This window comes from Vibrio injensis (genome assembly GCF_001895205.1).
GTDB classification, from domain to species: Bacteria; Pseudomonadota; Gammaproteobacteria; order Enterobacterales; family Vibrionaceae; genus Vibrio; species Vibrio injensis.
Genome location: NZ_BDJF01000023.1, coordinates 90,659 through 112,426, shown reverse-complemented (window position 1 = coordinate 112,426; position 21,768 = coordinate 90,659). Strand labels below are relative to the sequence as shown.

General features: G+C 45.0%; 14 protein-coding genes and 6 tRNA genes. 14 read left to right on the top strand and 6 right to left on the bottom strand.

The features are described 5' to 3' along the window. Window positions 1-97 precede the first annotated feature (97 nt). Window positions 98-174: transfer RNA gene (locus tag BSR11_RS10620), tRNA-Asp, on the top strand. A 253-nt stretch (window positions 175-427) separates the two neighbouring features. On the opposite strand, the gene ilvY is transcribed toward BSR11_RS10620, so the two are convergent. Further along, window positions 428-1,315, bottom strand: a complete 888-nt coding sequence (ilvY, locus tag BSR11_RS10615; protein ID WP_072670363.1) for an HTH-type transcriptional activator IlvY — start codon at window positions 1,313-1,315, stop codon at window positions 428-430. 136 nt (window positions 1,316-1,451) lie between these two features. On the opposite strand from ilvY, the gene ilvC reads away from it, so the two are divergent. Beyond that, window positions 1,452-2,939 (top strand): ketol-acid reductoisomerase, encoded by a 1,488-nt coding sequence (ilvC, locus tag BSR11_RS10610; protein ID WP_072670362.1) that lies wholly within the window; start codon window positions 1,452-1,454, stop codon window positions 2,937-2,939. A 224-nt stretch (window positions 2,940-3,163) separates the two neighbouring features. Here ilvC and ubiK read toward each other — a convergent pair whose 3' ends face one another. From ubiK to BSR11_RS10595, 3 genes are all read right to left on the bottom strand, one after another. Beyond that, entirely contained in the window at window positions 3,164-3,415 is a 252-nt protein-coding gene (gene ubiK / locus BSR11_RS10605) for a ubiquinone biosynthesis accessory factor UbiK (RefSeq protein ID WP_072670361.1), read from the bottom strand. Between the two features lie 115 nt (window positions 3,416-3,530). Beyond that, window positions 3,531-6,656: a multidrug efflux RND transporter permease subunit gene (locus BSR11_RS10600; RefSeq protein ID WP_072670360.1), complete on the bottom strand. Its 3,126-nt coding sequence runs from the start codon at window positions 6,654-6,656 to the stop codon at window positions 3,531-3,533. Window positions 6,657-6,667: 11 nt separating this feature from the next. Beyond that, the gene (locus BSR11_RS10595) at window positions 6,668-7,774 is read right to left on the bottom strand and encodes an efflux RND transporter periplasmic adaptor subunit (protein WP_072670359.1); all 1,107 of its coding nucleotides are present in this window, start codon (window positions 7,772-7,774) and stop codon (window positions 6,668-6,670) included. Between the two features lie 497 nt (window positions 7,775-8,271). Here BSR11_RS10595 and rep point away from each other — a divergent pair, with 497 nt between their 5' ends. The 12 genes from rep (at window position 8,272) to BSR11_RS10535 (ending at window position 19,112) form a co-directional block, all read left to right on the top strand. Then, on the top strand, window positions 8,272-10,290 hold the full coding sequence (rep, locus tag BSR11_RS10590) for a DNA helicase Rep (protein ID WP_072670358.1): 2,019 nt from the start codon (window positions 8,272-8,274) through the stop codon (window positions 10,288-10,290). 196 nt (window positions 10,291-10,486) lie between these two features. Then, a tRNA-Arg gene (locus tag BSR11_RS10585) sits at window positions 10,487-10,563 on the top strand. A gap of 40 nt (window positions 10,564-10,603) precedes the next feature. Then, window positions 10,604-10,679: transfer RNA gene (locus BSR11_RS10580), tRNA-His, on the top strand. A 150-nt stretch (window positions 10,680-10,829) separates the two neighbouring features. Next, window positions 10,830-10,906 (top strand) — tRNA-Pro (locus tag BSR11_RS10575). Between the two features lie 69 nt (window positions 10,907-10,975). Further along, window positions 10,976-11,051 (top strand) — tRNA-His (locus BSR11_RS10570). 20 nt (window positions 11,052-11,071) lie between these two features. Then, window positions 11,072-11,148 (top strand) — tRNA-Pro (locus BSR11_RS10565). Window positions 11,149-11,678: 530 nt separating this feature from the next. After that, complete coding sequence (locus BSR11_RS10560) at window positions 11,679-13,394, top strand: dipeptide ABC transporter ATP-binding protein (protein WP_072670357.1); 1,716 nt, start codon at window positions 11,679-11,681, stop codon at window positions 13,392-13,394. A gap of 99 nt (window positions 13,395-13,493) precedes the next feature. Next, a complete protein-coding gene (locus tag BSR11_RS10555; protein ID WP_072670356.1) occupies window positions 13,494-15,050 on the top strand; it encodes an ABC transporter substrate-binding protein in 1,557 nt (518 codons plus the stop codon). A gap of 149 nt (window positions 15,051-15,199) precedes the next feature. After that, on the top strand, window positions 15,200-16,177 hold the full coding sequence (locus BSR11_RS10550; RefSeq protein ID WP_072670355.1) for an ABC transporter permease: 978 nt from the start codon (window positions 15,200-15,202) through the stop codon (window positions 16,175-16,177). 2 nt (window positions 16,178-16,179) lie between these two features. Continuing rightward, complete coding sequence (locus tag BSR11_RS10545; RefSeq protein ID WP_072670354.1) at window positions 16,180-17,118, top strand: ABC transporter permease; 939 nt, start codon at window positions 16,180-16,182, stop codon at window positions 17,116-17,118. A gap of 172 nt (window positions 17,119-17,290) precedes the next feature. Then, the gene (locus BSR11_RS10540; protein ID WP_072670353.1) at window positions 17,291-18,193 is read left to right on the top strand and encodes an SPOR domain-containing protein; all 903 of its coding nucleotides are present in this window, start codon (window positions 17,291-17,293) and stop codon (window positions 18,191-18,193) included. A 154-nt stretch (window positions 18,194-18,347) separates the two neighbouring features. Further along, window positions 18,348-19,112 carry a substrate-binding periplasmic protein gene (locus tag BSR11_RS10535; RefSeq protein WP_072670352.1) on the top strand — a complete coding sequence of 255 codons (765 nt, stop codon included), beginning with the start codon at window positions 18,348-18,350 and terminating at the stop codon, window positions 19,110-19,112. Between the two features lie 70 nt (window positions 19,113-19,182). On the opposite strand, the gene gorA is transcribed toward BSR11_RS10535, so the two are convergent. Together gorA and BSR11_RS10525 are read right to left on the bottom strand one after the other, a co-directional pair. Then, a complete protein-coding gene (gene gorA, locus BSR11_RS10530; protein ID WP_072670351.1) occupies window positions 19,183-20,538 on the bottom strand; it encodes a glutathione-disulfide reductase in 1,356 nt (451 codons plus the stop codon). A 317-nt stretch (window positions 20,539-20,855) separates the two neighbouring features. After that, a complete protein-coding gene (locus BSR11_RS10525; RefSeq protein ID WP_072670350.1) occupies window positions 20,856-21,695 on the bottom strand; it encodes a 23S rRNA (adenine(2030)-N(6))-methyltransferase RlmJ in 840 nt (279 codons plus the stop codon). Between the last annotated feature and the right edge of the window lie 73 nt (window positions 21,696-21,768).

Below are 21,768 nucleotides of genomic sequence, written 5' to 3'. Positions count from 1 at the left end.
CATCGCCAGGCTTTAATACTGGTTTTTAGACCTAAGGTCTGAAGACAAAAGCTCAATAAAGCAGCCAATCAGACTTTATCGAGTAACAAGACAATGTGGAGCGGTAGTTCAGTTGGTTAGAATACCGGCCTGTCACGCCGGGGGTCGCGGGTTCGAGTCCCGTCCGCTCCGCCACTGATAAAGAGTCCCTAGCAGTCATGCTGGGGATTTTTTTATTGGTTCGCTATCAATATGAGAGAAAAGTGGACAGCGGATAATTACCATTGAATAGAATCCAGGCCTGTCACGTCTGGGTCGCGCCTGTTTTTAATAGCAGGGAGTCCCGTCCGCTCCGCCAATGATAAGAGTCCCTAGCAGCAATGCTGGGGATTTTTTGTATCAGATGAACTGAGACATAATCAGCAGAAATTAGCCCTATCTCTATTAATCAACCTTTTTGGAAGTCGCTGATCACCTGCCATAATGCTCTGACTAATGGATCATCGAGTTGCGATCGTTTACAGCATACCCCTAACTTAAAAGGTTTAATTGGTAATACTGAAAGCTTTTGCACCTTGTCTCTGAGCGGACTATTGTTGATCACCACATCCGGCGCTACGCCCACCCCACAGCCTAATGCAACTAAACTTACAATGGCTTCATGTCCGGCGATTTGTGCGTAGATCGTTGGTTTAATCTTCATGTGCTTAAACCAACTGTTGGCTCTTTCCCGTGCTGTCCCTGCCTCAGGAACAATGAAGGGGATTCGATTCCAATCAGGACACTCTTTTTGCAGTTCTTCTAAGAAATGACTCACTCCCGTAGGAGCGATCACTGACAATGGTATTTCGCTGATTGTCGCAAACTCAAGTCTTGAGGGAATATGCTCGGGGATAGCAGCAATGGCAATGTCCGCTTCATCTTCAAGAATAATCTCAATCGCTTGAGCAGGATCACCTGTCAGTAATTTAAACTCAATATAAGGGTGCTGAAGTCGAAAAGCATTGAGCAAATCCGGTAGATGGCTATAACTGGCCGTAACTGAGCAAAATAAGCGGATCTCTCCTTTTAATTCACTGTGTTGTTCATCTAGCTGCAACTGTAATTGCCGCCAATCGTGCAGCATACGTTGGGCAACCGGTAACAGTTTGTAGCCCGATGGTGTGATTTCAACACTTCGATTATCGCGTACAAACAAACTGTGACCAATCTCGTCCTCGAGCTTTTGAATTTGTCGACTCAGAGCTGAAGGGCTGACATGCAATGCCTTTGCGGTACTACTAAAGTTTTTATGCTCACACAGGTGTACAAATAGCTGCAGGGTTTTAATGTTCATCTATTTCGCCATTGTTGCATTTATTGCAATTACTACTTGTGAATATATCACTTTAAGCAATGATATTCATGCACTACTATGAAAGCTATTCGGTGTATGACCACCGAGCGTATGGATCATCATCAAGGAGCGCCCAATGGCTAACTATTTCAACACATTAAATTTACGTGAACAGCTCGATCAGTTGGGCCGTTGTCGTTTTATGGCAAAGGAAGAGTTTGCGACAGAAGCAGATTATCTGAAAGGCAAGAAAATAGTCATTGTAGGGTGTGGCGCTCAAGGTCTAAACCAAGGCCTCAACATGCGTGATTCTGGGCTTGATATTGCTTATGCTTTACGCCAAGCCGCGATTGATGAACAACGTCAATCTTATAAGAATGCACAGTCTAACGGCTTTCCAGTCGGTAGCTATGAAACACTGATCCCGCAGGCGGATTTGGTGATTAACCTAACTCCAGATAAGCAGCACACCAATGTCATCGAAAGTATCATGCCATTGATGAAGCAAGGAGCTGCTCTTGGCTATTCTCACGGTTTTAATATCGTTGAAGAAGGTATGCAGATCCGCAAAGACATCACTGTCGTTATGGTGGCTCCTAAGTGTCCTGGGACTGAAGTTCGTGAAGAGTATAAGCGTGGCTTTGGTGTTCCTACCCTAATTGCAGTTCACCCTGAAAATGACCCTCAAGGGGAAGGTTGGGAGATTGCTAAAGCGTGGGCAGCAGCAACCGGAGGTCATCGCGCCGGCTGTTTAGAGTCATCGTTTGTGGCTGAAGTAAAATCAGACTTAATGGGTGAGCAAACCATTCTTTGTGGCATGTTACAAGCTGGCTCCATCGTTTGTTATGAAAAGATGGTTGCGGATGGTATTGACCCGAGTTATGCCGGAAAGCTTCTGCAATATGGTTGGGAAACCATCACCGAAGCACTTAAGTTTGGTGGTATCACCCACATGATGGATCGCCTATCAAACCCAGCGAAAATTAAAGCGTTTGAGTTGTCTGAGCAACTAAAAGATTTACTGCGTCCTTTGTATAACAAACACATGGATGACATTATTGCTGGCCATTTTTCTCGCACCATGATGGCCGACTGGGCGAATGATGATGCTGAGCTATTGGGGTGGCGCGCTGAAACGGCACAAACGGCCTTTGAGAACTACCCTGAGTCAAACATTAAAATTACTGAACAAGAGTATTTTGATAATGGCATTGTGATGATCGCCATGGTTCGTGCTGGGGTAGAGTTAGCGTTTGAGGCAATGACCGCATCAGGCATTATCGATGAATCCGCCTACTACGAATCGCTACACGAGTTACCATTGATTGCCAATACCATTGCTCGTAAGCGTTTATATGAAATGAACGTAGTGATCTCAGATACCGCTGAGTATGGCAATTATTTATTTGCTAATGTCGCTACGCCATTATTACGTGAGCAATTTATGCCTTTAATCAGTACCGATGTGATTGGTAAAGGGCTGGGTGCGGTTTCCAATCAAGTGGATAACGCAACCTTAATTGAAGTTAACAGCGCGATTCGTAACCATCCGGTTGAATATATCGGCGAGGAACTACGTGGTTATATGCAAGATATGAAGCGTATTGCGGTTGGTGATGAATAATCGCAAGCCACATTAAAGAGCAACACTGCAAACACAACAACATAAAAATATAATAAAGGGGCTAAGTGATACACGAAGCCCCACTTTTTTTGTCCGCGATGTTTAGGGTCTGTTTATCTCGAACAAAATTTAACCGCGAAAGATAAACAGACCTTAGGCTGTCTACCTGATATTGTTTTGACTAATGTTAACAACATGAATCTGTATCGGGGCGGAGTCGTCAGTTACTTATCGTTGAGCTTGGCTTCCAACTGGCTGATTTTTTGTTCCATTTCATTCAATTTTTGACGAGTGCGTAATAACACTTGCGTTTGCACATCAAATTCTTCTCGGCTAACCACATCGAGTTTATTTAATTGTCCTTGGATAACTTGGCGCACTTTCTGTTCTACATCAGAGCCTAGATCTTTGACGGGTTGAGGCATTGAATCGTGGATCTGTTTGGCAATTTGCTCTAGCTTTTTGGGATCAAACATTGGGTGGTCTCTCCTATTTTATTGCCGCTATTCTATGCAATTAATGCTGAAAAGTCGTTACTTAGCCTATAAAAAAGGCCACGTTTGTGGCCTTTATGATAACAGAGGAAGAAGCTTACGAGCGATTTTCGGCTAGTTGCCGTTGAGCGGCTTTTGCTTCATCAATCCGTGCGAGTTTCTCTAGATCTTTATCTTCAACGAAGATAGGAAGCGGTTTGTGTTTCTCCGCTAAGTAGCTATAAATTACCGGAAGTACAAATAGCGTAAACAGAGTACCAATCGAGAGACCCGCGACAATCACAATACCAATACTAAAGCGTTGTGCAGCTCCGGCACCGGTGGCATACATCAATGGTATCAAGCCTGCAATCATTGCTGCTGTGGTCATCAATATTGGACGTAGACGAACCTTGGCCGCGGCCATTACAGCATCAATACGACTCAGCTTATTATGCAATTGCTCTTCTTTAGCGACTTCACAAATCAAAATCCCATGTTTCGTAATCAAACCGACCAGAGTGATTAAGCCGACTTGCGAGTAGATATTCATGGTTGATGCTCCCCACGCCAGCGCGATCAGCGCGCCGCAGATAGCTAAAGGTACAGAGACCATGATCACTAATGGATCGCGAATCGATTCAAACTGGATCGCTAAGACCAAGAAGATGATCGCTAATGCTAAACCAAAAGTGACATACAGGGCACTGCCCTCAGTTACGTACTGTCTTGCTTCACCCATGTAGTCATGGCTGTAGCCTTTAGGCAACTGAGTTTCAGCAATGTTTTCAAACCAAGCGATGGCATCACCCATTGCCGTGCCTGGTGCAGGTACCGCACCAACGGTTGCTGAGTTCAACTGATTAAAGTGGGGCAGTGAACGAGGCTCGGCGACCACATCAATGGTGATTAAGCTACCCAACGGGATCATATTGCCATCGGCAGCACGGACAAAGTAGTTTTTCATTGATTCTGGGTTAAGGCGATATTTACGCTCGACTTGCGGAATGACCTCGTAAGAGCGGCCATCTAAGTCAATACGGTTAACATAGCCATCGGCCATCATGGTGCCTAACGTCATACCAATATCCTGCATGGTCACACCGTAAGCGCCCGCCTTGTCCTTGTCGATGTTGATTTTCATCGTCGCGGAATCGTAGTTCAGATCCAAATCCGAATAGATAAAGAGTGGGCTGGCTTTGACTTGCGCCAATACATCACTGGCAATGGTGAATAAGCTCTCAAATGCGTTAGGTGTAGTGATGACAAACTGAATCGGTAACCCAGAACCCGCGCCGGGTAACTCAGGCATTTGGAAGGCCGTTACCGCCATGCCGGGAATATCTTGCACTAAGTGGCCAACACGTTTTGTCACTTCAGCTTGGCTAGCTTGACGCTCACTCCAAGGGAACATTGAAGCAATACCAAACGCTTGGTTAGAGTTTGGCACCCCAGTAAATACTTGAGCAAATTGTACCTCTGGCTGAGCAGAGAGAATTTTATTTACTTCATGCATCGTGTTCGACAGGTAATCTAAGTTGGCGTTCGATTGTCCAGTACCGAGCAACATGATTACCCCTTTATCTTCCGATGGGGCCAGTTCACTAGGAACGAATTTAAATAAAACGGGTAGACTCGCAAACACGATGATCCCAAAGGCAATCACGACTGGGCGATGCAACATCACCGCTTGCAACATGCGATCATAACGCTGTGTTAACTTATCGAGTAGATGATGCACGGTTTGTTCAAATTTGCTCGGTATTTCATTGGCTTTGAGCATCTTCGAGCACATCATCGGCGATAAGGTCAAGGCAATAATACCAGAGACAAATACAGCTCCAGCTAAGGTTAGCGCAAACTCTTTAAACAATGCACCCGTGATCCCGCCCATTAAAGCGATCGGAGCATACACCGCACCTAGTGTTAAAGTCATCGAAATAACCGGTACGGCGATTTCTCGGGTACCGATAATGGCCGCTCGAAATGGGGATTCACCTTCTTTAATATGTCGGTCAATGTTTTCCAGTACGACAATCGCATCATCAACGACCAGACCTATCGCCAGCACCATTGCGAGAAGCGTCATCAAGTTCCATGAGAATCCCATTGCTTGCATCGCCATTGCGACCCCAATCAGTGATAGCGGAATGGTAATAATGGGAATAATGACCGCTCGCAGCGATCCCAAGAACAGCGTGATCACCACCAGTACAATTAACGCCGCTTCAATGATGGTTTTGATAACCTCATGAATGGATTCATTAATTGCTACTGTAGAGTCATACATAACATTCATTTTTATCGTGCTTGGCATATTACGCTCAAGCTCAGGCAGAACATCAAGGACATCTTTGGCAATATTGATAGGATTGGCGCTTGGTGCTGCGTTGATCGCTGCGACAACTGCCTCTTGCCCATTAGCGCTGGCGCGGTAGGTATCATGACTCTTCGCTAAGCTAACTTTAGCAATATCAGATAGACGAATGATGTCGCTTGATTCGGTTTTTACCACAAGGTTTTTGAGCTCTTCAACACTCGAAACTTGAGTATCAGCACTGCCGTTAAACAGAACAAACTCACCAGTGATTTGACCAGTCGCTGATTGATAGTTATTCGCGCTCAATACGCCCATAACCTCTTTAGCCGTGAGGTTAAATGCCGCCATTTTCGCCGGGTCTAACCACACACGTAGGGCATATTTCATCCCGCCGTACAGATCGATACTGGAAATACCATTAATCGCGTACAGTTGAGGGTTTATCACTCGTTGTAAATAATCGGTGATCTGACTGGAATCGAGCTCATCGCTGGTAAAACCCAAATACAGCACAGCGGTAGTTGAGCCCGTTGACATACTGACCGATGGGTCTTCAGCTTCTTTAGGTAATTGAGAACGAACCGAATTAGTTTTGGCTAAAATGTCCGCCAATGCGGCATTCGGATCGGTATTGAGTTTCATGTAAACGGTGATTTTTGAGCTGCCTAACACCGATTGCGACGTCATATAGTCAATATTATCAGCTTGAGCGACGGCTTGCTCTAATGGCTGAGTGATAAAGCCTTGGATCAAATCAGCACTGGCACCGTAGTAACTGGTGGAAACGGTGATCACCGTATTGGTCATTTCAGGGTATTCGCTCACTTGCATTTTGAACATGGCTTGTAAACCAAGCAATGCAATCAAAAAGCTGATTGATACCGCTAAAACCGGACGTTTAATAAAAACATCAGTAAAGCGCATAATTCCTCCGGTTACAGCATCGGTGTTTTGGCTGGTGGCGTTGTCGCATCGCTTTCTACGATACGCACTTTCACGCCGTTACTTAAACGAACTTGCCCTGTCGTGACGACGACATCCCCAGGATTGATACCTTCGAGAATATGAGCGATATCACGGGCACGTTCTCCAACTTTAATCACTCGTTGTTCGACACGCTGCTCACCGTTATCTTCAGTTAGTACAAACACACTGTCGCCATAGAGCGTAAAGGTGATGGCGGTTTGAGGCAGAGTTACCTGATTATCTAAGGTTGGTAAGATGATGTGCGAGCGAGCAAACATACCGCTGCGTAATTTACCATCGCTATTAGGGATATCAGCTTGAACTTGAATCAGACCACTTTGCACACTGACTGCTGGCTCAATTGCGGTGATCGAGCCTTTAAAAGCATCGTTAGGATAAGCATCGACAAAAATATCAACATTTTGTCCAATTGATATGCGAGAAATATCGGTTTGTGGCACGGTAAAACGTAAACGCATAACGGTGGTGTCTTCTAAACGGACAATATCGGTACCAGGTTGTAAATATTGACCGAGATTGACATTACGAATACCTACCACGCCAGCAAAAGGAGCTTTAATTTCACGGCGAGCGATAGCGGCTTTTAAGCTTTCAATATCGGCCGCGAGAGAGTAGTAACTGGCCTCTGCATCATCAAATGCTTCTTGAGAGATGGCTCCTCTACTGAACAGACCTTTATAACGCTCGTATTTTGCTTTTGCCGCTGGGAGTCGAGCCTGCGAGCTCTTCAAATTGGCTTGTTCGACGGCGGAGTCAAGCATTACCAGTGGTTGGTCTTCTTCTACTTGAGCACCTGATTCAAACAAGATGCGATCAATCACGCCACTGGTTTCCGTGGTCAATGTCACCCCTTGGTTGGGTTCAATAAACCCTATCGCTTCGATGACCGGTATCCAATCAACGGCATTGACTTGAGTGACCGTCACTGGGAATTCTGCTTCAGGTCGATTGGCCATAAATTCAGCGATTTTTTGCTGTTTAAACAGATTGAAACCTATCACGCTACCAAATAGCAGCACCACGATAAGTAACATAAATAATGTCCACTTTTTCATTCTGGTGAGAACTCCAAGTTAATGTTGAATGACGGTATCTCAATCGGTTTGATGACGACTTGAAATGTGCCACATTGTTGAAAGGTTTCCCTATCAAAATCGATGAGAGGGATCAGGGTTTTTGGGCTAAGTGTGTTGGATACACCTCATGCTCAGTAGCTAAATAAACCGGTAGCAACGTTTATAAAACGTAGGTGGTTGTACCGATGATTACCAGTAAAGAGAGAGTCCAATAGCTATTTTTTGCTCAATTCATTTTATTTGCAATCAGTTGTTATGACTTGTTGCTCATATTTTCTTCTTCCTGAACAACAAGCTTGCCATCATCTTGGCTAATTGAGAGAGCATTATAGCCTACAACCTAACCATGTTTGCAATACAGTTGTGCAGTAAATAATAAAAAATTTTACTTTGCGGCTGTTTTTTGAGTTCAACATAGTATTGAATCATCAGCGGCATTATGATTAGCGTCTTGAATAATCCACACAGAGAAGAAGATGAAGCTGAACTCACGACAAGATGAAGCGGTAAAATATGTATCGGGTCCTTGTCTCGTCCTTGCCGGGGCAGGATCGGGAAAAACTCGCGTGATTACCAATAAAATTGCCTATTTAGTTCAGCAGTGTGGATATAAGGCGCGTAATATTGCCGCGGTGACTTTTACCAATAAAGCTGCCCGAGAAATGAAAGAACGCGTTGGTCAAACATTAGGCAGGGCGGAAGCTCGTGGCCTTATTGTGTCAACGTTTCATACCCTTGGCTTAACCATTATTCGTAGAGAATATAAAACGTTAGGGTTAAAACCGGGTTTCTCATTATTTGACGATCAAGATCAGTTGGCCTTATTGAAAGAGCTCACGGAATCTCAGTTAGAGGGCGATAAAGATTTGTTGCGCCAGTTATTGAGTAGCATCTCTAATTGGAAGAATGACATGATATCGCCATCGCAAGCTAAAGCGACTGCAAAGGGTGAGCAACAACAACTTTTTGCTTTTTGTTATGAGTGTTATCAAAAACAGATGCAAGCGTATAACGCGTTAGACTTCGATGATTTGATCTCACTACCCGTTCGACTCTTGCGTGATCATCAAGAGGTGAGAACGCGCTGGCAAAGCCGTATCCGGTATTTACTTGTTGATGAATATCAAGACACCAATAACAGCCAATATCAATTGGTCAAATTACTGGTTGGTGAGCGTGGGCGCTTAACCGTCGTCGGTGATGATGATCAATCGATCTACTCTTGGCGAGGCGCTCGACCACAAAATTTGGTCCAGCTAGGTCAAGATTTTAGTCATTTAAAATTGATTAAATTAGAGCAGAACTATCGTTCAACCAGTCGAATTTTACGTGCCGCGAACATTTTGATTGCTAATAATCCCCATGTTTATGAAAAAGTATTGTTTTCCGACATTCCTGATGGGGAAAAACTCAAAGTTATTCTGGCCAATAATGAAGATCATGAAGCAGAACGAGTGACCGCCGAACTGATTGCCCATAAATTTCTTAACCGCACCGAATACCGTGATTACGCGATTTTATATCGTGGCAACCATCAATCGCGCTTGATTGAAAAGTCATTAATGCAGAACCGAGTGCCTTATAAATTATCTGGGGGAACGTCGTTTTTTGCCCGAGCAGAAATTAAAGACATCATGGCTTATTTACGAGTATTGGTGAATCCGGATGACGATAATGCCTTTTTACGGATTGTGAATACCCCGAAGCGAGAAATAGGGCCAGCGACCTTAGAGAAATTAGGCAGTTACGCGAACATGCGAGGAAAGAGCCTATTTGCAGCGAGTTTTGAATTAGGATTGGAACAACATTTATCGGGGCGTGGCCTGGATAATGTACGACGTTTTACGCAGTGGTTAGTTGAAATTACCGATAATGTGGAACGTGGCAATACTGTCGAAGCCTTACGCTCGCTGGTACGCGATATTCACTACGAAGATTGGTTGTATGAAACGTCATCGAGCGCCAAAGCGGCAGAAATGCGTATGAAAAACGTTTCTGAACTTTATGCTTGGATTGTCGCCGATTTAGAAGGTGATAATTATGATCAAGAAGAGAAAACCCTAAGAGAAGTGGTTCAACGCTTAACTTTGCGTGACATGATGGAGCGTGGTGAGCAAGATGATGACAGTGATGCCGTACAGTTAATGACGCTGCATGCCTCGAAAGGATTGGAGTTTCCTTACGTTTATCTGATAGGCGCTGAAGAAGGTATTTTGCCCCATCAAACCAGTATTGATGAAGAGAATGTCGAAGAGGAGCGTCGTTTGATGTACGTTGGCATTACACGAGCACAGCGAGAATTAACTTTTACTGTTTGTAAAGAACGCCGCCAGTTTGGTGAACTGATTAAACCAACGCAAAGTCGATTTTTGGACGAGTTACCCTACGATGATGTTGAATGGGAAACGCAGAAAAAAGTACTTTCTCAAGAAGAGCGAATGAATAAAGGCCAAGCACATATCGCTAATTTAAAAGCCATGTTTAATAAAAAATAGTCAATATTGATGGATTTTTTTGATGCTATGGCGTGTTTTTATCGTGGATGAGGCGCCTTAGTATTAGGTATTCGTCATGAAACTGGCTTTTATCAGTCTGTTTTGTTGAAAAAGACGCCAAACAAGAAAAAAAGTTGAAAAAGTACTAGACGCCCTCAGGGGATATCCGTATTATTCCACTCCGCCGATAGGGCATGCGCCCGTAGCTCAGCTGGATAGAGCGTTGGCCTCCGGAGCCAAAGGTCGAAGGTTCGAATCCTTTCGGGCGCGCCATCCGGTTGGTTGATCAGGGTGTGTATTGGCAACATCAGTGGTGACTATAGCTCAGTTGGTAGAGCCCCGGATTGTGATTCCGGTTGTCGCGAGTTCGAGCCTCGTTAGTCACCCCATTATTTTGGTAGCAATGGCTTCCGTTCTTGATTTTTCGAGATAAAAAGATTATATCGGTAAGCAGCGCAACTTGGTGGCGCATCCCGAATTTGGGAACAGCGGACCAGAGGGCGACCCTCGGTAGTTGTTCTTAAAGTCAAAAATTGTTTCGGTGAATAGCGCAGCTTGGTAGCGCATCTGGTTTGGGACCAGAGGGTCGGGGGTTCGAATCCCTCTTCACCGACCATTTTTCAATAAGTTGGTCAATAAGCTGACTTAAATCGTTAAAATACAGCTAACGATAAAAAAATTGATGGTGACTATAGCTCAGTTGGTAGAGCCCCGGATTGTGATTCCGGTTGTCGCGAGTTCGAGCCTCGTTAGTCACCCCATTATAAAGCGAATAAAATCTCGGTGAATAGCGCAGCTTGGTAGCGCATCTGGTTTGGGACCAGAGGGTCGGGGGTTCGAATCCCTCTTCACCGACCATTATAAGAAGCCCTAGTCAAAAGACTGGGGCTTTTTTTCATGTGCTAAATTTAAAATGATATAGCGCTCTTGCTAGGGGCGGGGGTTCGCCTGATATTCAAGCCCAGCTCTTCACCGACCATCATAAGAAGCCCTAGTCGAAAGACTGGGGCTTTTTTCATGCGCTAAATTTAAAATGATATAGCGCTCTTGCTAGGGGCGGGGGGGCGCCTGATATTCAAGCCCATCTCTTCACCGACCATGATAAGAAGCGCTAGTTGAGAGACTAGGGCTTTTCTTTATAAAGAATTCTTCTGCAAATCTGTGTTGTCCTGCGCTTTTCAATCGTTTATCGGTAAATTTATCTTTTCGAGTTTGCTTGTTGCTTTTATGTGAAAATTTTGCCAAATTGTTCAACTTGTAAATAACCAGAACAGTGGACTGGTCAAAAGGATTGATGGGTACTGACTGAATAATCAGCCATTTTATGGTCTGAATCAGTCAGTCTCAGACACGGATAATTACGCCATAGCGGTTGAGGTCTGGTTTGCATGTCACTTTTAGAAGTTAATAACTTACGAATAGAATATCCCTCACGTCATGGGGTTCATGTTGCGGTAAAATCACTCACATTGGATATTCAGCGCGGTGAAATTGTCGGTGTGGTGGGAGAATCTGGCGCTGGAAAATCGACTGTTGGTAATGCAATTATCGATTTATTGAGTCCACCAGGGACTGTTGCTGGCGGCGAAGTGTTTTTAAATGGCGAGAAAATTTCTGGTCTATCGATAGAACAAATGCGCCAAGTGCGAGGTTCAAAAATCGGTTTTATTTTTCAAGATCCGATGACCTCTTTAAATCCATTATTCACCGTTGAGCAACAGTTGACGGAAACCATTCATGCCAATATGAAAGTGAGTAATGAACAGGCTTACCAGCGTGCCTTAGCGTTGATGAACCAAGTGGGTATTCCCCAACCTGAAAATCGTCTTAAGCAATATCCTCACCAATTTTCCGGTGGTATGCGTCAAAGAGTGGTGATCGCTATCGCCTTGGCCGGAGAGCCTGATCTGATCATTGCTGATGAACCAACCACTGCGCTAGACGTGTCTATTCAAGATCAGATCTTGAGTTTGATTCGTGATTTGTGTAAGAAAAATAATGTTGGCTGTATGCTGGTGACCCATGATATGGGCGTCGTTTCCAATGTGACTGATCGCGTTGCTGTGATGTATCGGGGCGATTTAGTCGAATTTGGACCAACAGCGAAAGTGCTTGGCGACCCAGATCATCCTTACACACGTAGCTTGATTTCTGCCGTCCCGCGTTCAGATATCAAATTAGACCGATTTCCACTGGTCAGCTACATCGAACAAGCCAGTGAGCTAGCTCCACTGGATATCAAAACTCATTGGTTAGGACAAAGCCAAGATCAGCGCGCCTATACGGGCCCACTTTTGAATGTTGAGCGGGTTAACTTGCGCTTTGTGACTAAGGACTCCCTATTTGCCAGTCGCCGTGAGTATGTTCAAGCCTCGAATAACGTCAGTTTTCAAGTTCATGAGGGGGAAACCTTTGGGCTGGTCGGTGAATCGGGATCGGGTAAATCCACTATTGCGCGAGTCATTGCTGGCTTGTATCAGCCGAATGAAGGTAGAGTCACTTTTGAAGGCATTGATCTTACAGCGTTAAAATCAGAGAAGCAGCGTCGCCCCATTCGTCGTCAGATGCAAATGGTATTTCAAAATCCATACACGTCAATGAATCCTCGTATGAAGGTGATGGACATCATCGCGGAACCGATTCGTTTCCACCGTTTAACGGATAATGAATCGCAAACGCGGCAAATCGTACACGATCTTTTAGAGTATGTCGGCTTAGGGCGAATGGCTGGTGTTAAGTATCCTCATGAGTTTTCTGGTGGTCAGCGCCAACGAATTTCGATAGCTCGAGCTCTCGCGACTCGCCCTCGTTTATTGATTTGTGATGAACCGACCTCTGCTTTGGATGTTTCTGTACAAGCACAAATCTTGAATTTATTAAAAGACTTACAACAAGAGCTCAACTTAACCATGTTATTCATCAGTCATGATTTGCCGGTGATTCGCCAAATGTGTGACCGAGTCGGGGTGATGAAGATGGGGACCTTATTAGAAGTGGCTCCGACAGAACAATTATTCACTCATCCACAACATGAATACAGTCAGCAATTAATTTCGTTAATGCCAGAGTTCACCGGACTAAGAGAGCAGAAAGTCTCTGCCTAATGTGCGGTGGCGTTAACCGTTAGTCATCGATTATCGACGTAACATCTCATAATCAAAACAACCCATAGGGATATTGATTCCCGCATAAGGAGTTATGCAATGAAAATCATTAAAAGCAAGCTAGCCCTAGCCTTAATTACTGCTGGACTGAGTTTTTCGCTCAACGCAGCACAAATAAAAATCGCTTACGATTCAGACCCGGTATCGATGGATCCTCATGAGCAGCTCTCTGGCGGTACACTTCAGTTATCGCACATGGTGTTTGACCCGCTGATTCGTTTTACTCAAGACATGCAATTTGAAGCCCGTTTAGCGAAATCTTGGCAGCGTTTGGATGATGAAACCATGCGCTTTCATTTGCGCGAAGGCGTCAAGTTTCACTCTGGTAATCCTTTCACTGCCGATGATGTGATATGGACGTTCAATCGCTTGAAAGAGTCGGCCGATTTTAAAGGTATTTTTGAGCCGCTAGCTTCGATCAGTAAAGTGGATGATTATACGGTGGATATTAAAACCCATGGTGTTTATCCCCTGATCGAAAACGTTGCGACCTATATTTTCCCGATGGACAGCCAGTTCTACTCTGGCAAGACCGCTGATGGCAAAGATAAAGCGGAAATTGTCAAACACGGATCTTCCTTTGCTTCTTTAAATGCTTCGGGCACAGGCCCTTTCATTATTACTCACCGTGAGCAGGGTATTCGTATGGAGTTTGCTCGCTTTACGGATTACTGGGATACAGCCAGCAAGGGTAATGTTGAGAAACTGACTCTCGTGCCGATCAAAGAAGATGCAACCCGTGTGGCGGCATTATTATCCGGTGGCGTCGATATGATTGCACCTGTCTCGCCTAATGATTACCAACGCATTCGTAATGCGCGTGATGTTGAGCTGTACACCATGCCGGGTACACGCGTGATCACCTTTCAATTAAACCAAAATAGTCATGAAGCCCTACGTGATGTACGTGTTCGTCAAGCGATTGTCTATGCGATTAATAATCAAGGGATTGTTGATCGTGTTATGCGCGGCGCGGCGACGGCCGCTGGTCAGCAAAGCCCAGTCGGTTATGCCGGTTATAACGAGAATCTCAAACCGCGCTTTGATCTTGAAAAAGCCAGACAATTGATGAAAGACGCTGGTTATGAACAAGGCTTTAATTTGTCGATGATTTCGCCGAATAACCGCTATGTTAATGACGATAAAATTGCTCAAGCCGCTTCTGCAATGCTTGCTCGTATCAATATTAAAGTTGATTTGAAAACCATGCCTAAAGCGCAATATTGGCCAGAATTTGATAAATGTGCAGCGGATATGTTGCTGATTGGCTGGCACCCAGATACAGAAGATTCCGCTAACTTTACTGAGTTTTTAACCATGACGCGTAATGAGCAAACGGGTAAAGGGCAATACAACTGTGGTCACTACTCTAATCCAGAAGTGGATGCTTTGGTCAATGCGTCTAACGTTGAGACCGATTTAGCCAAACGCAGCGAGATGTTGAAAAAGGTAGAAGAGATCTTATACAACGAAGCGGCATTCGTACCATTGCATTGGCAAGATCCTTCTTGGGCGGCGAAGAAAAACCTAGAGTTAGCGCCGATCATCAATGGTATGGACTTCCCTTACTTTGGCGATTTGGTGGTTAACAAGTAGCGTTTAGATAACCTTTCTGAAATGTTTGAAGTTGAGGAAAGGTTGCCCTCTCAGACGGCAACCTTTTTTCTTCTTTAAAGCGGTCGTTTTATTGTGGTTGATGTGGTCATCAATCCGACAAGAGTTATGGATAGTGTAAGGGGCAGGGAATGTTTTCTTTTTTGATCAAACGTCTATATCAGGCACTGATCGTCATGTTTGTGATTAGCTTGGTGGCGTTTGCCATTCAAGATAATTTAGGCGATCCGTTGCGTGAACTGGTTGGGCAATCGGTGTCAGAAGCACAGCGTCAAGCGATGCGTGATGAGTTGGGGCTTAATGACCCATTTTTAGTCAAATATAGTCGTTTCTTGGGCGCGGCGATCAAAGGTGATTTAGGGACCTCCTACTTTTTTAAACGTCCAGCGGCTGAGGTGATTTTAGATAAACTGGTTGCGACACTTGAGCTAGTTTTTGCCGCGACCGTGATTATTATTACTTTATCCATTCCATTAGGCGTCTATTCGGCTATTCATCCTAAACGGCTGTTTTCGAAACTGATTATGGCTGGCAGCAGTATCGGTATTTCGATCCCCGTCTTTTTGACCGCCATTATGTTGATGTATGTGTTTTCCATTGAACTGGGCTGGTTGCCTTCTTATGGCCGCGGGCAAACCACCAATGTTTTCGGCTGGCAGTCGGGATTATTTAACCTCAATGGGTTAAGTCATTTAGTGTTACCAAGTATCGCCTTGTCTTCGATTATGCTACCTCTGTTTATTCGTTTAGTCCGAGCAGAGATGTTAGAAGTTTTAAACTCTGAATACATTAAGTTCGCTAAAGCCAAAGGCTTAGCGATGAATAAAATCTATTTTCAACATGCTTTAAAAAACACCCTATTACCGGTGTTGACGGTAGGCGGTGTACAAATTGGTACCATGGTGGCGTATACCATTTTGACCGAAACGGTCTTTCAGTGGCCGGGGACTGGATTGCTCTTTTTGGAAGCGATTAATCGTGTTGATACACCGCTGATCACGGCTTACGTAATTTTTGTCGGGTTAATTTTTGTCGTGACCAATACGATCGTTGACCTACTGTATGGATTAATTAATCCGACGGTGAATCTCACCGGAAAAGGAGCCTAATCATGACGGCAATAACAACCATGCCTTCCGCTTGGCAGCGCTTTAAACAATCGGATTTTTTGTATTATTTTTTACGCGATAAAGTGGCGATGGTCAGCTTTGCGCTATTTAGTGTTTTTTTGCTGTTAGCCTTGTTAGCGCCTGTGATCGCGCCGACGAACCCTTATGATCTCGCCAGTATCGACATTATGGATTCTGAGCTGCCTCCTATGTGGATTGAGGGCGGTGATGGGCAATTTGTATTGGGTACCGATGGGCAAGGACGAGATATTCTCTCAACCATTTTGTATGGCTCGCGCTTATCGCTGACGATAGGCTTTCTCGCCGTTGGGTTACAGCTTATCTTGGGGATCATTATTGGCCTTTCTGCGGGCTATTTTGGTGGGCGTATCGACAGTTTTTTAATGCGTTTTGCCGACATTCAACTCTCTTTTTCGACCATGATGGTGGCAATCATCGTTTCGGCGATTTTTAAAGCCAGTTTTGGCGGCGAATTTTATAGCCAATATGCGGTGATCATGCTGGTGGTGATCATCGGTATTGCGGAGTGGCCTCAGTATGCTCGAACCATTCGCGCATCCGTGTTAGCTGAAAAGCAAAAAGAGTACGTTGAAGCGGCACGCGTGATGGGGTTCAAGTCGCTACGGATTATGTTTCGACATATTTTGCCTAACTGTTTATCACCAATATTAGTCATTTCAACAGTTCAAATTGCCAATGCGATCATGTCTGAAGCAGCGTTGTCGTTTCTTGGTCTAGGATTGCCCGTTGATCAACCGTCTTTAGGAGCGTTAATTAGTACCGGATTTAAGTATATTTTCTCTGGCGCGTGGTGGATAACCGTATTCCCCGGCATTATTTTGATCAGCCTAGTGTTGGTGATTAACTTGTTGGGCGATTGGCTGCGTGATGTCTTCAATCCTAAAATTTACAAAGGTTGAGGCCTAGCTGATTGATTTTATATCGATATGCCACTTACACTGAGAGTCGTCATTGAGGACGACTCTCTTTCTCAGGACATCGATGTTGGCGTGATTTTCGCAGTGGTTTTGAGGCCATGAGTTCGCAGCGAATCAAATCACTGTTGTCACTAGAGTCGGGATAACGATAGATATGGGAATCAGCACAATCAACACGGCACCGCGAGGGCTCGTTTACCTACTATTAGGCGGAGCTTTATTCTTTAACGGCCGATTATTTGCTCAAGAGGCACTTTGCGAAGCAACGCAAGCCTCTAGCGAACAGTTACCGGTTCTGGCCAGTGATTGCCCGATCGGTGATGGGTTATGGGGCAATAGTCAGCCACGTTCAAGTCAATCTCAGTTCTGGATCCAATGCGGTTTACTTGATAAGCCCTTATCCCTTGAGCAAGCGAAACCTATCTATCAGCGTATTTCAACCCATGTATGGATGAAACCCGAAGGGCGCGCCACACGCTGTTTGATTGGCCCTTATGATAATTTTACCCAAGCTCGCAGTGAGTTGATGCTGGTTAATAACCTTGCCGCTTATCGTGAAGCGTTTATTCGAGAAATTCGCCCATCAACAACTCCTCTCTCAACGGTGACCACTCCAACCACGGTCAGTCCGGCAAAACAGGCAGAACGAAAAGTGGCGGAAAGCGGTGTGGCGGCAATTCAACCGCTGCGTTCTGCTCGGCCAGTAAGTGCTTCTGAAGATGTTGAGATCCGTCATCAAGCGACAATTAATGGCACGACTTACGTCGTTCCTTATAGCTTTGCGACAAATAAGTCGTTTTATATGGAGCACAACCAGCCATGGAATCGACTCAGTTATGACGAGGCAAGAACGCTCTGTCAGCAACAAACGATGCGTTTAGTAAATCAGCAAGAGTGGCAGCAGCTATTAGCCAGTCAGATTGCTGAGCGAGATCAGTGGCCATTGTACATTCCCTATTGGGGAGAAGGCCGTAAAGGGTTATTTGCCAGCGGTAAAGTGACTCAACTGCAAGGTAATTCGAAGCTGAATGTATTGTGTGTGAAGTCTGCACAATAAAGCCGTAGAGAGTGATTTAAGATGATTATTGAAGAGTTCATCGATGTTGCACTAACACTATCCATTCAGCAATAGTCGTAATCACTGTCTATACTTTGCTCATTGGTAGCCGCTCTGTTATGGGGCATATGCTTTACTAACTGGAGGAGTTAGCATGAGTAAAGGTATTAAGTTATTAATTATCAGCTGGTTAAGTTTGTTTTTTTCTGCACCACTTTGGGCTAATGTGACGTGGCAAGGCCATTGTCGAGACCGAATCCCCTATCTTTATTTTGAAAATGGTCAGTGCAAAGGGCCGGGTGGGGATGTGATCACTCAAGTCATTGGTAAATTAGGCCATCAAGTTCAGTGGACGCAAGTGCCTTGGGCGAGAACCATTGGTGTTGCGCCACAAGGCGGTGTTGACTTAATCCCCTTACACTCGATGGATGAGGAGCGCGAGGTCTATTTACATCCACTACTCATGGGTTATGGTCAAAGAGAGGTCTTTTATTTTACCCGGAAAAACTCTGATATCGATGCTAAAGATTTTGATGAAATCGTCAGTAAAGGGTATGTCGTTGGTGCATTAAATGGCAGTTTTTATAGTTCACAATTCAATCAAAATACCGATCAGCTACGGACCATTTTTGTCACTAGTGGCGATCAAATTATTAATATGCTTAAGGCGGGACGATTTGATTTGGCAATCACTTCGGAGCAGCATGGACTTGAAGTGTTTGAAAGTGATCCCGAACTGAGAAAAATCAGTTATACGGATGTTTCGCTCAATGGACGCTTTTTCAGCGTACCTAGACGCTCAGCAAATTATCAATACATTAATCAATTAGAGGCTGCATTGACTGAAATGCGCCGTTCTGGGGAAATCACCCGGATATTTGAGTCTTACGGTTTAGAAGCGCCGATTCAACAAGAGTGATTACGTTAAGACAAGTGCATAAAAAACTGCGAGCCAAAACGTGAGCTCGCAGTTTTATTAGGATGAGAGGCTACCTCATAGTAACGAACTCTTCACTGCCCGTTGGGTGAATAGCCACCACCGAATCAAAGTCAGCTTTCGTCGCGCCCATCTTCATTGCAACTGCAAAACCTTGAATCATTTCATCCACTGTAAAGCCAATACCATGTAAACCGACCACGGTTTCTTCTGGCCCTGCGCAGACTAATTTCATTTTGCATGGCTGGCGATGAGAGGTTACCGCGGTATACATGGCAGTAAAGCTTGATGTATAGATTTTGACCTGATCCGCGCCATATTTAGCTATCGCGTCGGGTTCGGTTAAGCCGATGGTACCAATCGGTGGGTGACTAAAGACCACGGTAGGCACTAACTCATAATCCATTTTTGCTTCGGGTTTGTTGTTGAACAAACGCTCGGACAGTTGACGACCAGCTTTAACAGCCACGGGGGTTAACTCAATACCGCCTTCCATAATATCGCCGACGCAGTAAATGCCTTCAACATTGGTGTTTTGGTATTGATCGACTTTAATATAGCCTTGCTCATTAATCGCTACGCCAGTGGCGGCAAGATTAATCGCATCCGTGGCAGGATGGCGACCAATCGCCCAGATCAGAGTATCGACATTGCAGCTTTGGCCATTTTCAAGATGCAGCGTCAGACTGCCATCGGCCTCTTTAACGACTTGTTTTGGCACGCTATGGGTGTGCAGCGTTGGCCCTTCCGTTTTCATTACTTCGGTCAAAGTATCGATGATCATCGGATCAAAGCTGCGCAGTGGCGATTCTTTGCGTACAAACAAGTGGGTCTCTGTACCAAGGGCATGCAGTACCCCGGCGATCTCAACCGCAATATAACCCGCGCCGACCACGGCTACGCGTTTCGGTTGCTCGGTTAACTCAAAGAAGCCGTTGGAATCAATACCGTATTCTGCACCAGGAATGTTTGGAATGGTTGGTCGGCCACCCACGGCAATCAAAATATGATCGGCGGTATAGTGTTTGCCTTCCACTTCGATAGTTTTGGTATCAATGAAGCGGGCAAAACCACGAATAACCTGCACTTTGTTATTACCGAGTACGCGATCATAAGATTGATGAATACGACCGATATAGGCTTGACGGCTTTCAATCAGTTTTGACCAATCTAGACCATTAACCTTGACATCAAAGCCGTAGTCTTTCGCGTAAAGCTGCATGGCTTCGGCAATTTGAGCGCCATGCCACATGACTTTTTTCGGCACACAGCCGACATTCACACAAGTGCCACCGAGATCTTTCGCTTCAATCAAAGCGACTTTTGCGCCATACATTGCCGCGCGGTTCGCTGAAGCGATGCCACCGCTGCCGCCACCAATACAGATATAATCAAAATGTGTTGTCATTCCTTTCTCCGTTATTCTTTTCAGTGCGTTATTAGGGTCTGTTTATCTTTCGAGCTGATTTTTGCAGCTGTTTGTGGCTTCTTTATACAAGGCAGAGGCTTTGAAATGTAGTTATTCTACCTGAAAAGCCGATAACGCCGTAGAAAGGAGCCACAAACGCTGCCCGAAGGGTTCGGCTAAAAGTGTTTTACTCTTTGTTGAGAGGTGTTTTGCCTAGAATAACTAGGCTACAAACCTCTCGCCGCGATTAAAACACTTTTATCTCGAACAAAATTTAACCGCGAAAGATAAACAGACCCTAAGTAGATTGGGTCTGTTTATTCTGGAACAACCCATTCGACTTTAAAATGACCCGTTGCGGGAGCGATGGCTTGCTTGAGAAACGGCAGAATGGTTTGCATTTCACTCTCCAGTTTCCACGGCGGGTTAATTACAATCATCCCTGACGCGGTCATGCCACGTTGATTGGTATCGGGCGCCACGCCAAGTTCAATTTGTAAGATTTTACGAATGCCAAGGTTAGCTAGGCCTTCTAACATATCTTCAATATCGCAGCGGTTAACCACAGGATACCAAATCGCATAAATGCCCGTTGACCAACGTTTATGGCTTTGTGCGATGGCTTGCACCACATCGCGATACTCTTTGGCCAGCTCATAAGGCGGATCAATCAGCACCAAGCCGCGGCGTTCTTTCGGCGGCAAGCTGGCTTTTAAGCGTGCAAAGCCGTCTTGTTTGTAAATGGCCACTTGGCGATCACGAGCAAATTCTTGCTCCAGTAATGGGTAATCACTGGGATGCAGTTCGCTGAGTACCATGCGGTCTTGGGCACGAAGGTGAGCGCGAGCGATGCGTGGTGAACCTGGGTAATAGCGTAGCTCCTCGCCTTGGTTGAGCGCTTTAACCGCATCCAGATAACTGTCTATTGCCGCGGGAGTGTCTGTCTGCTGCCATAATCGGCCAATCCCTTGTTTGTATTCTCCGGTTTTTTCTGACCACTCGTGGGTTAAATCGTAGCGCCCAACGCCAGAATGAGTATCGTGATAAACAAATGGCGTCTCTTTTTGCTGTAAAGCATTGAGAATAAGACTTTGTACGATATGCTTTAATACATCAGCGTGGTTGCCAGCATGAAAACTGTGACGATAACTTAGCAAAATGAGCTCTCAAAACACTCCTGCGCGAGTGTGGCTAGTGAATCAAATAATATTGCCTGATTATATACTCAAA

Excerpts from the sequence above, each read along its gene's own strand:
- ilvY (WP_072670363.1), bottom strand. The coding sequence starts at position 1,315 with ATGAACATTAAAACCCTGCAGCTATTTGTACACCTGTGTGAGCATAAA.
- ilvC (WP_072670362.1), top strand. The coding sequence starts at position 1,452 with ATGGCTAACTATTTCAACACATTAAATTTACGTGAACAGCTCGATCAG.
- ubiK (WP_072670361.1), bottom strand. The coding sequence starts at position 3,415 with ATGTTTGATCCCAAAAAGCTAGAGCAAATTGCCAAACAGATCCACGAT.
- BSR11_RS10600 (WP_072670360.1), bottom strand. The coding sequence starts at position 6,656 with ATGCGCTTTACTGATGTTTTTATTAAACGTCCGGTTTTAGCGGTATCA.
- BSR11_RS10595 (WP_072670359.1), bottom strand. The coding sequence starts at position 7,774 with ATGAAAAAGTGGACATTATTTATGTTACTTATCGTGGTGCTGCTATTT.
- rep (WP_072670358.1), top strand. The coding sequence starts at position 8,272 with ATGAAGCTGAACTCACGACAAGATGAAGCGGTAAAATATGTATCGGGT.
- BSR11_RS10560 (WP_072670357.1), top strand. The coding sequence starts at position 11,679 with ATGTCACTTTTAGAAGTTAATAACTTACGAATAGAATATCCCTCACGT.
- BSR11_RS10555 (WP_072670356.1), top strand. The coding sequence starts at position 13,494 with ATGAAAATCATTAAAAGCAAGCTAGCCCTAGCCTTAATTACTGCTGGA.
- BSR11_RS10550 (WP_072670355.1), top strand. The coding sequence starts at position 15,200 with ATGTTTTCTTTTTTGATCAAACGTCTATATCAGGCACTGATCGTCATG.
- BSR11_RS10545 (WP_072670354.1), top strand. The coding sequence starts at position 16,180 with ATGACGGCAATAACAACCATGCCTTCCGCTTGGCAGCGCTTTAAACAA.
- BSR11_RS10540 (WP_072670353.1), top strand. The coding sequence starts at position 17,291 with ATGGGAATCAGCACAATCAACACGGCACCGCGAGGGCTCGTTTACCTA.
- BSR11_RS10535 (WP_072670352.1), top strand. The coding sequence starts at position 18,348 with ATGAGTAAAGGTATTAAGTTATTAATTATCAGCTGGTTAAGTTTGTTT.
- gorA (WP_072670351.1), bottom strand. The coding sequence starts at position 20,538 with ATGACAACACATTTTGATTATATCTGTATTGGTGGCGGCAGCGGTGGC.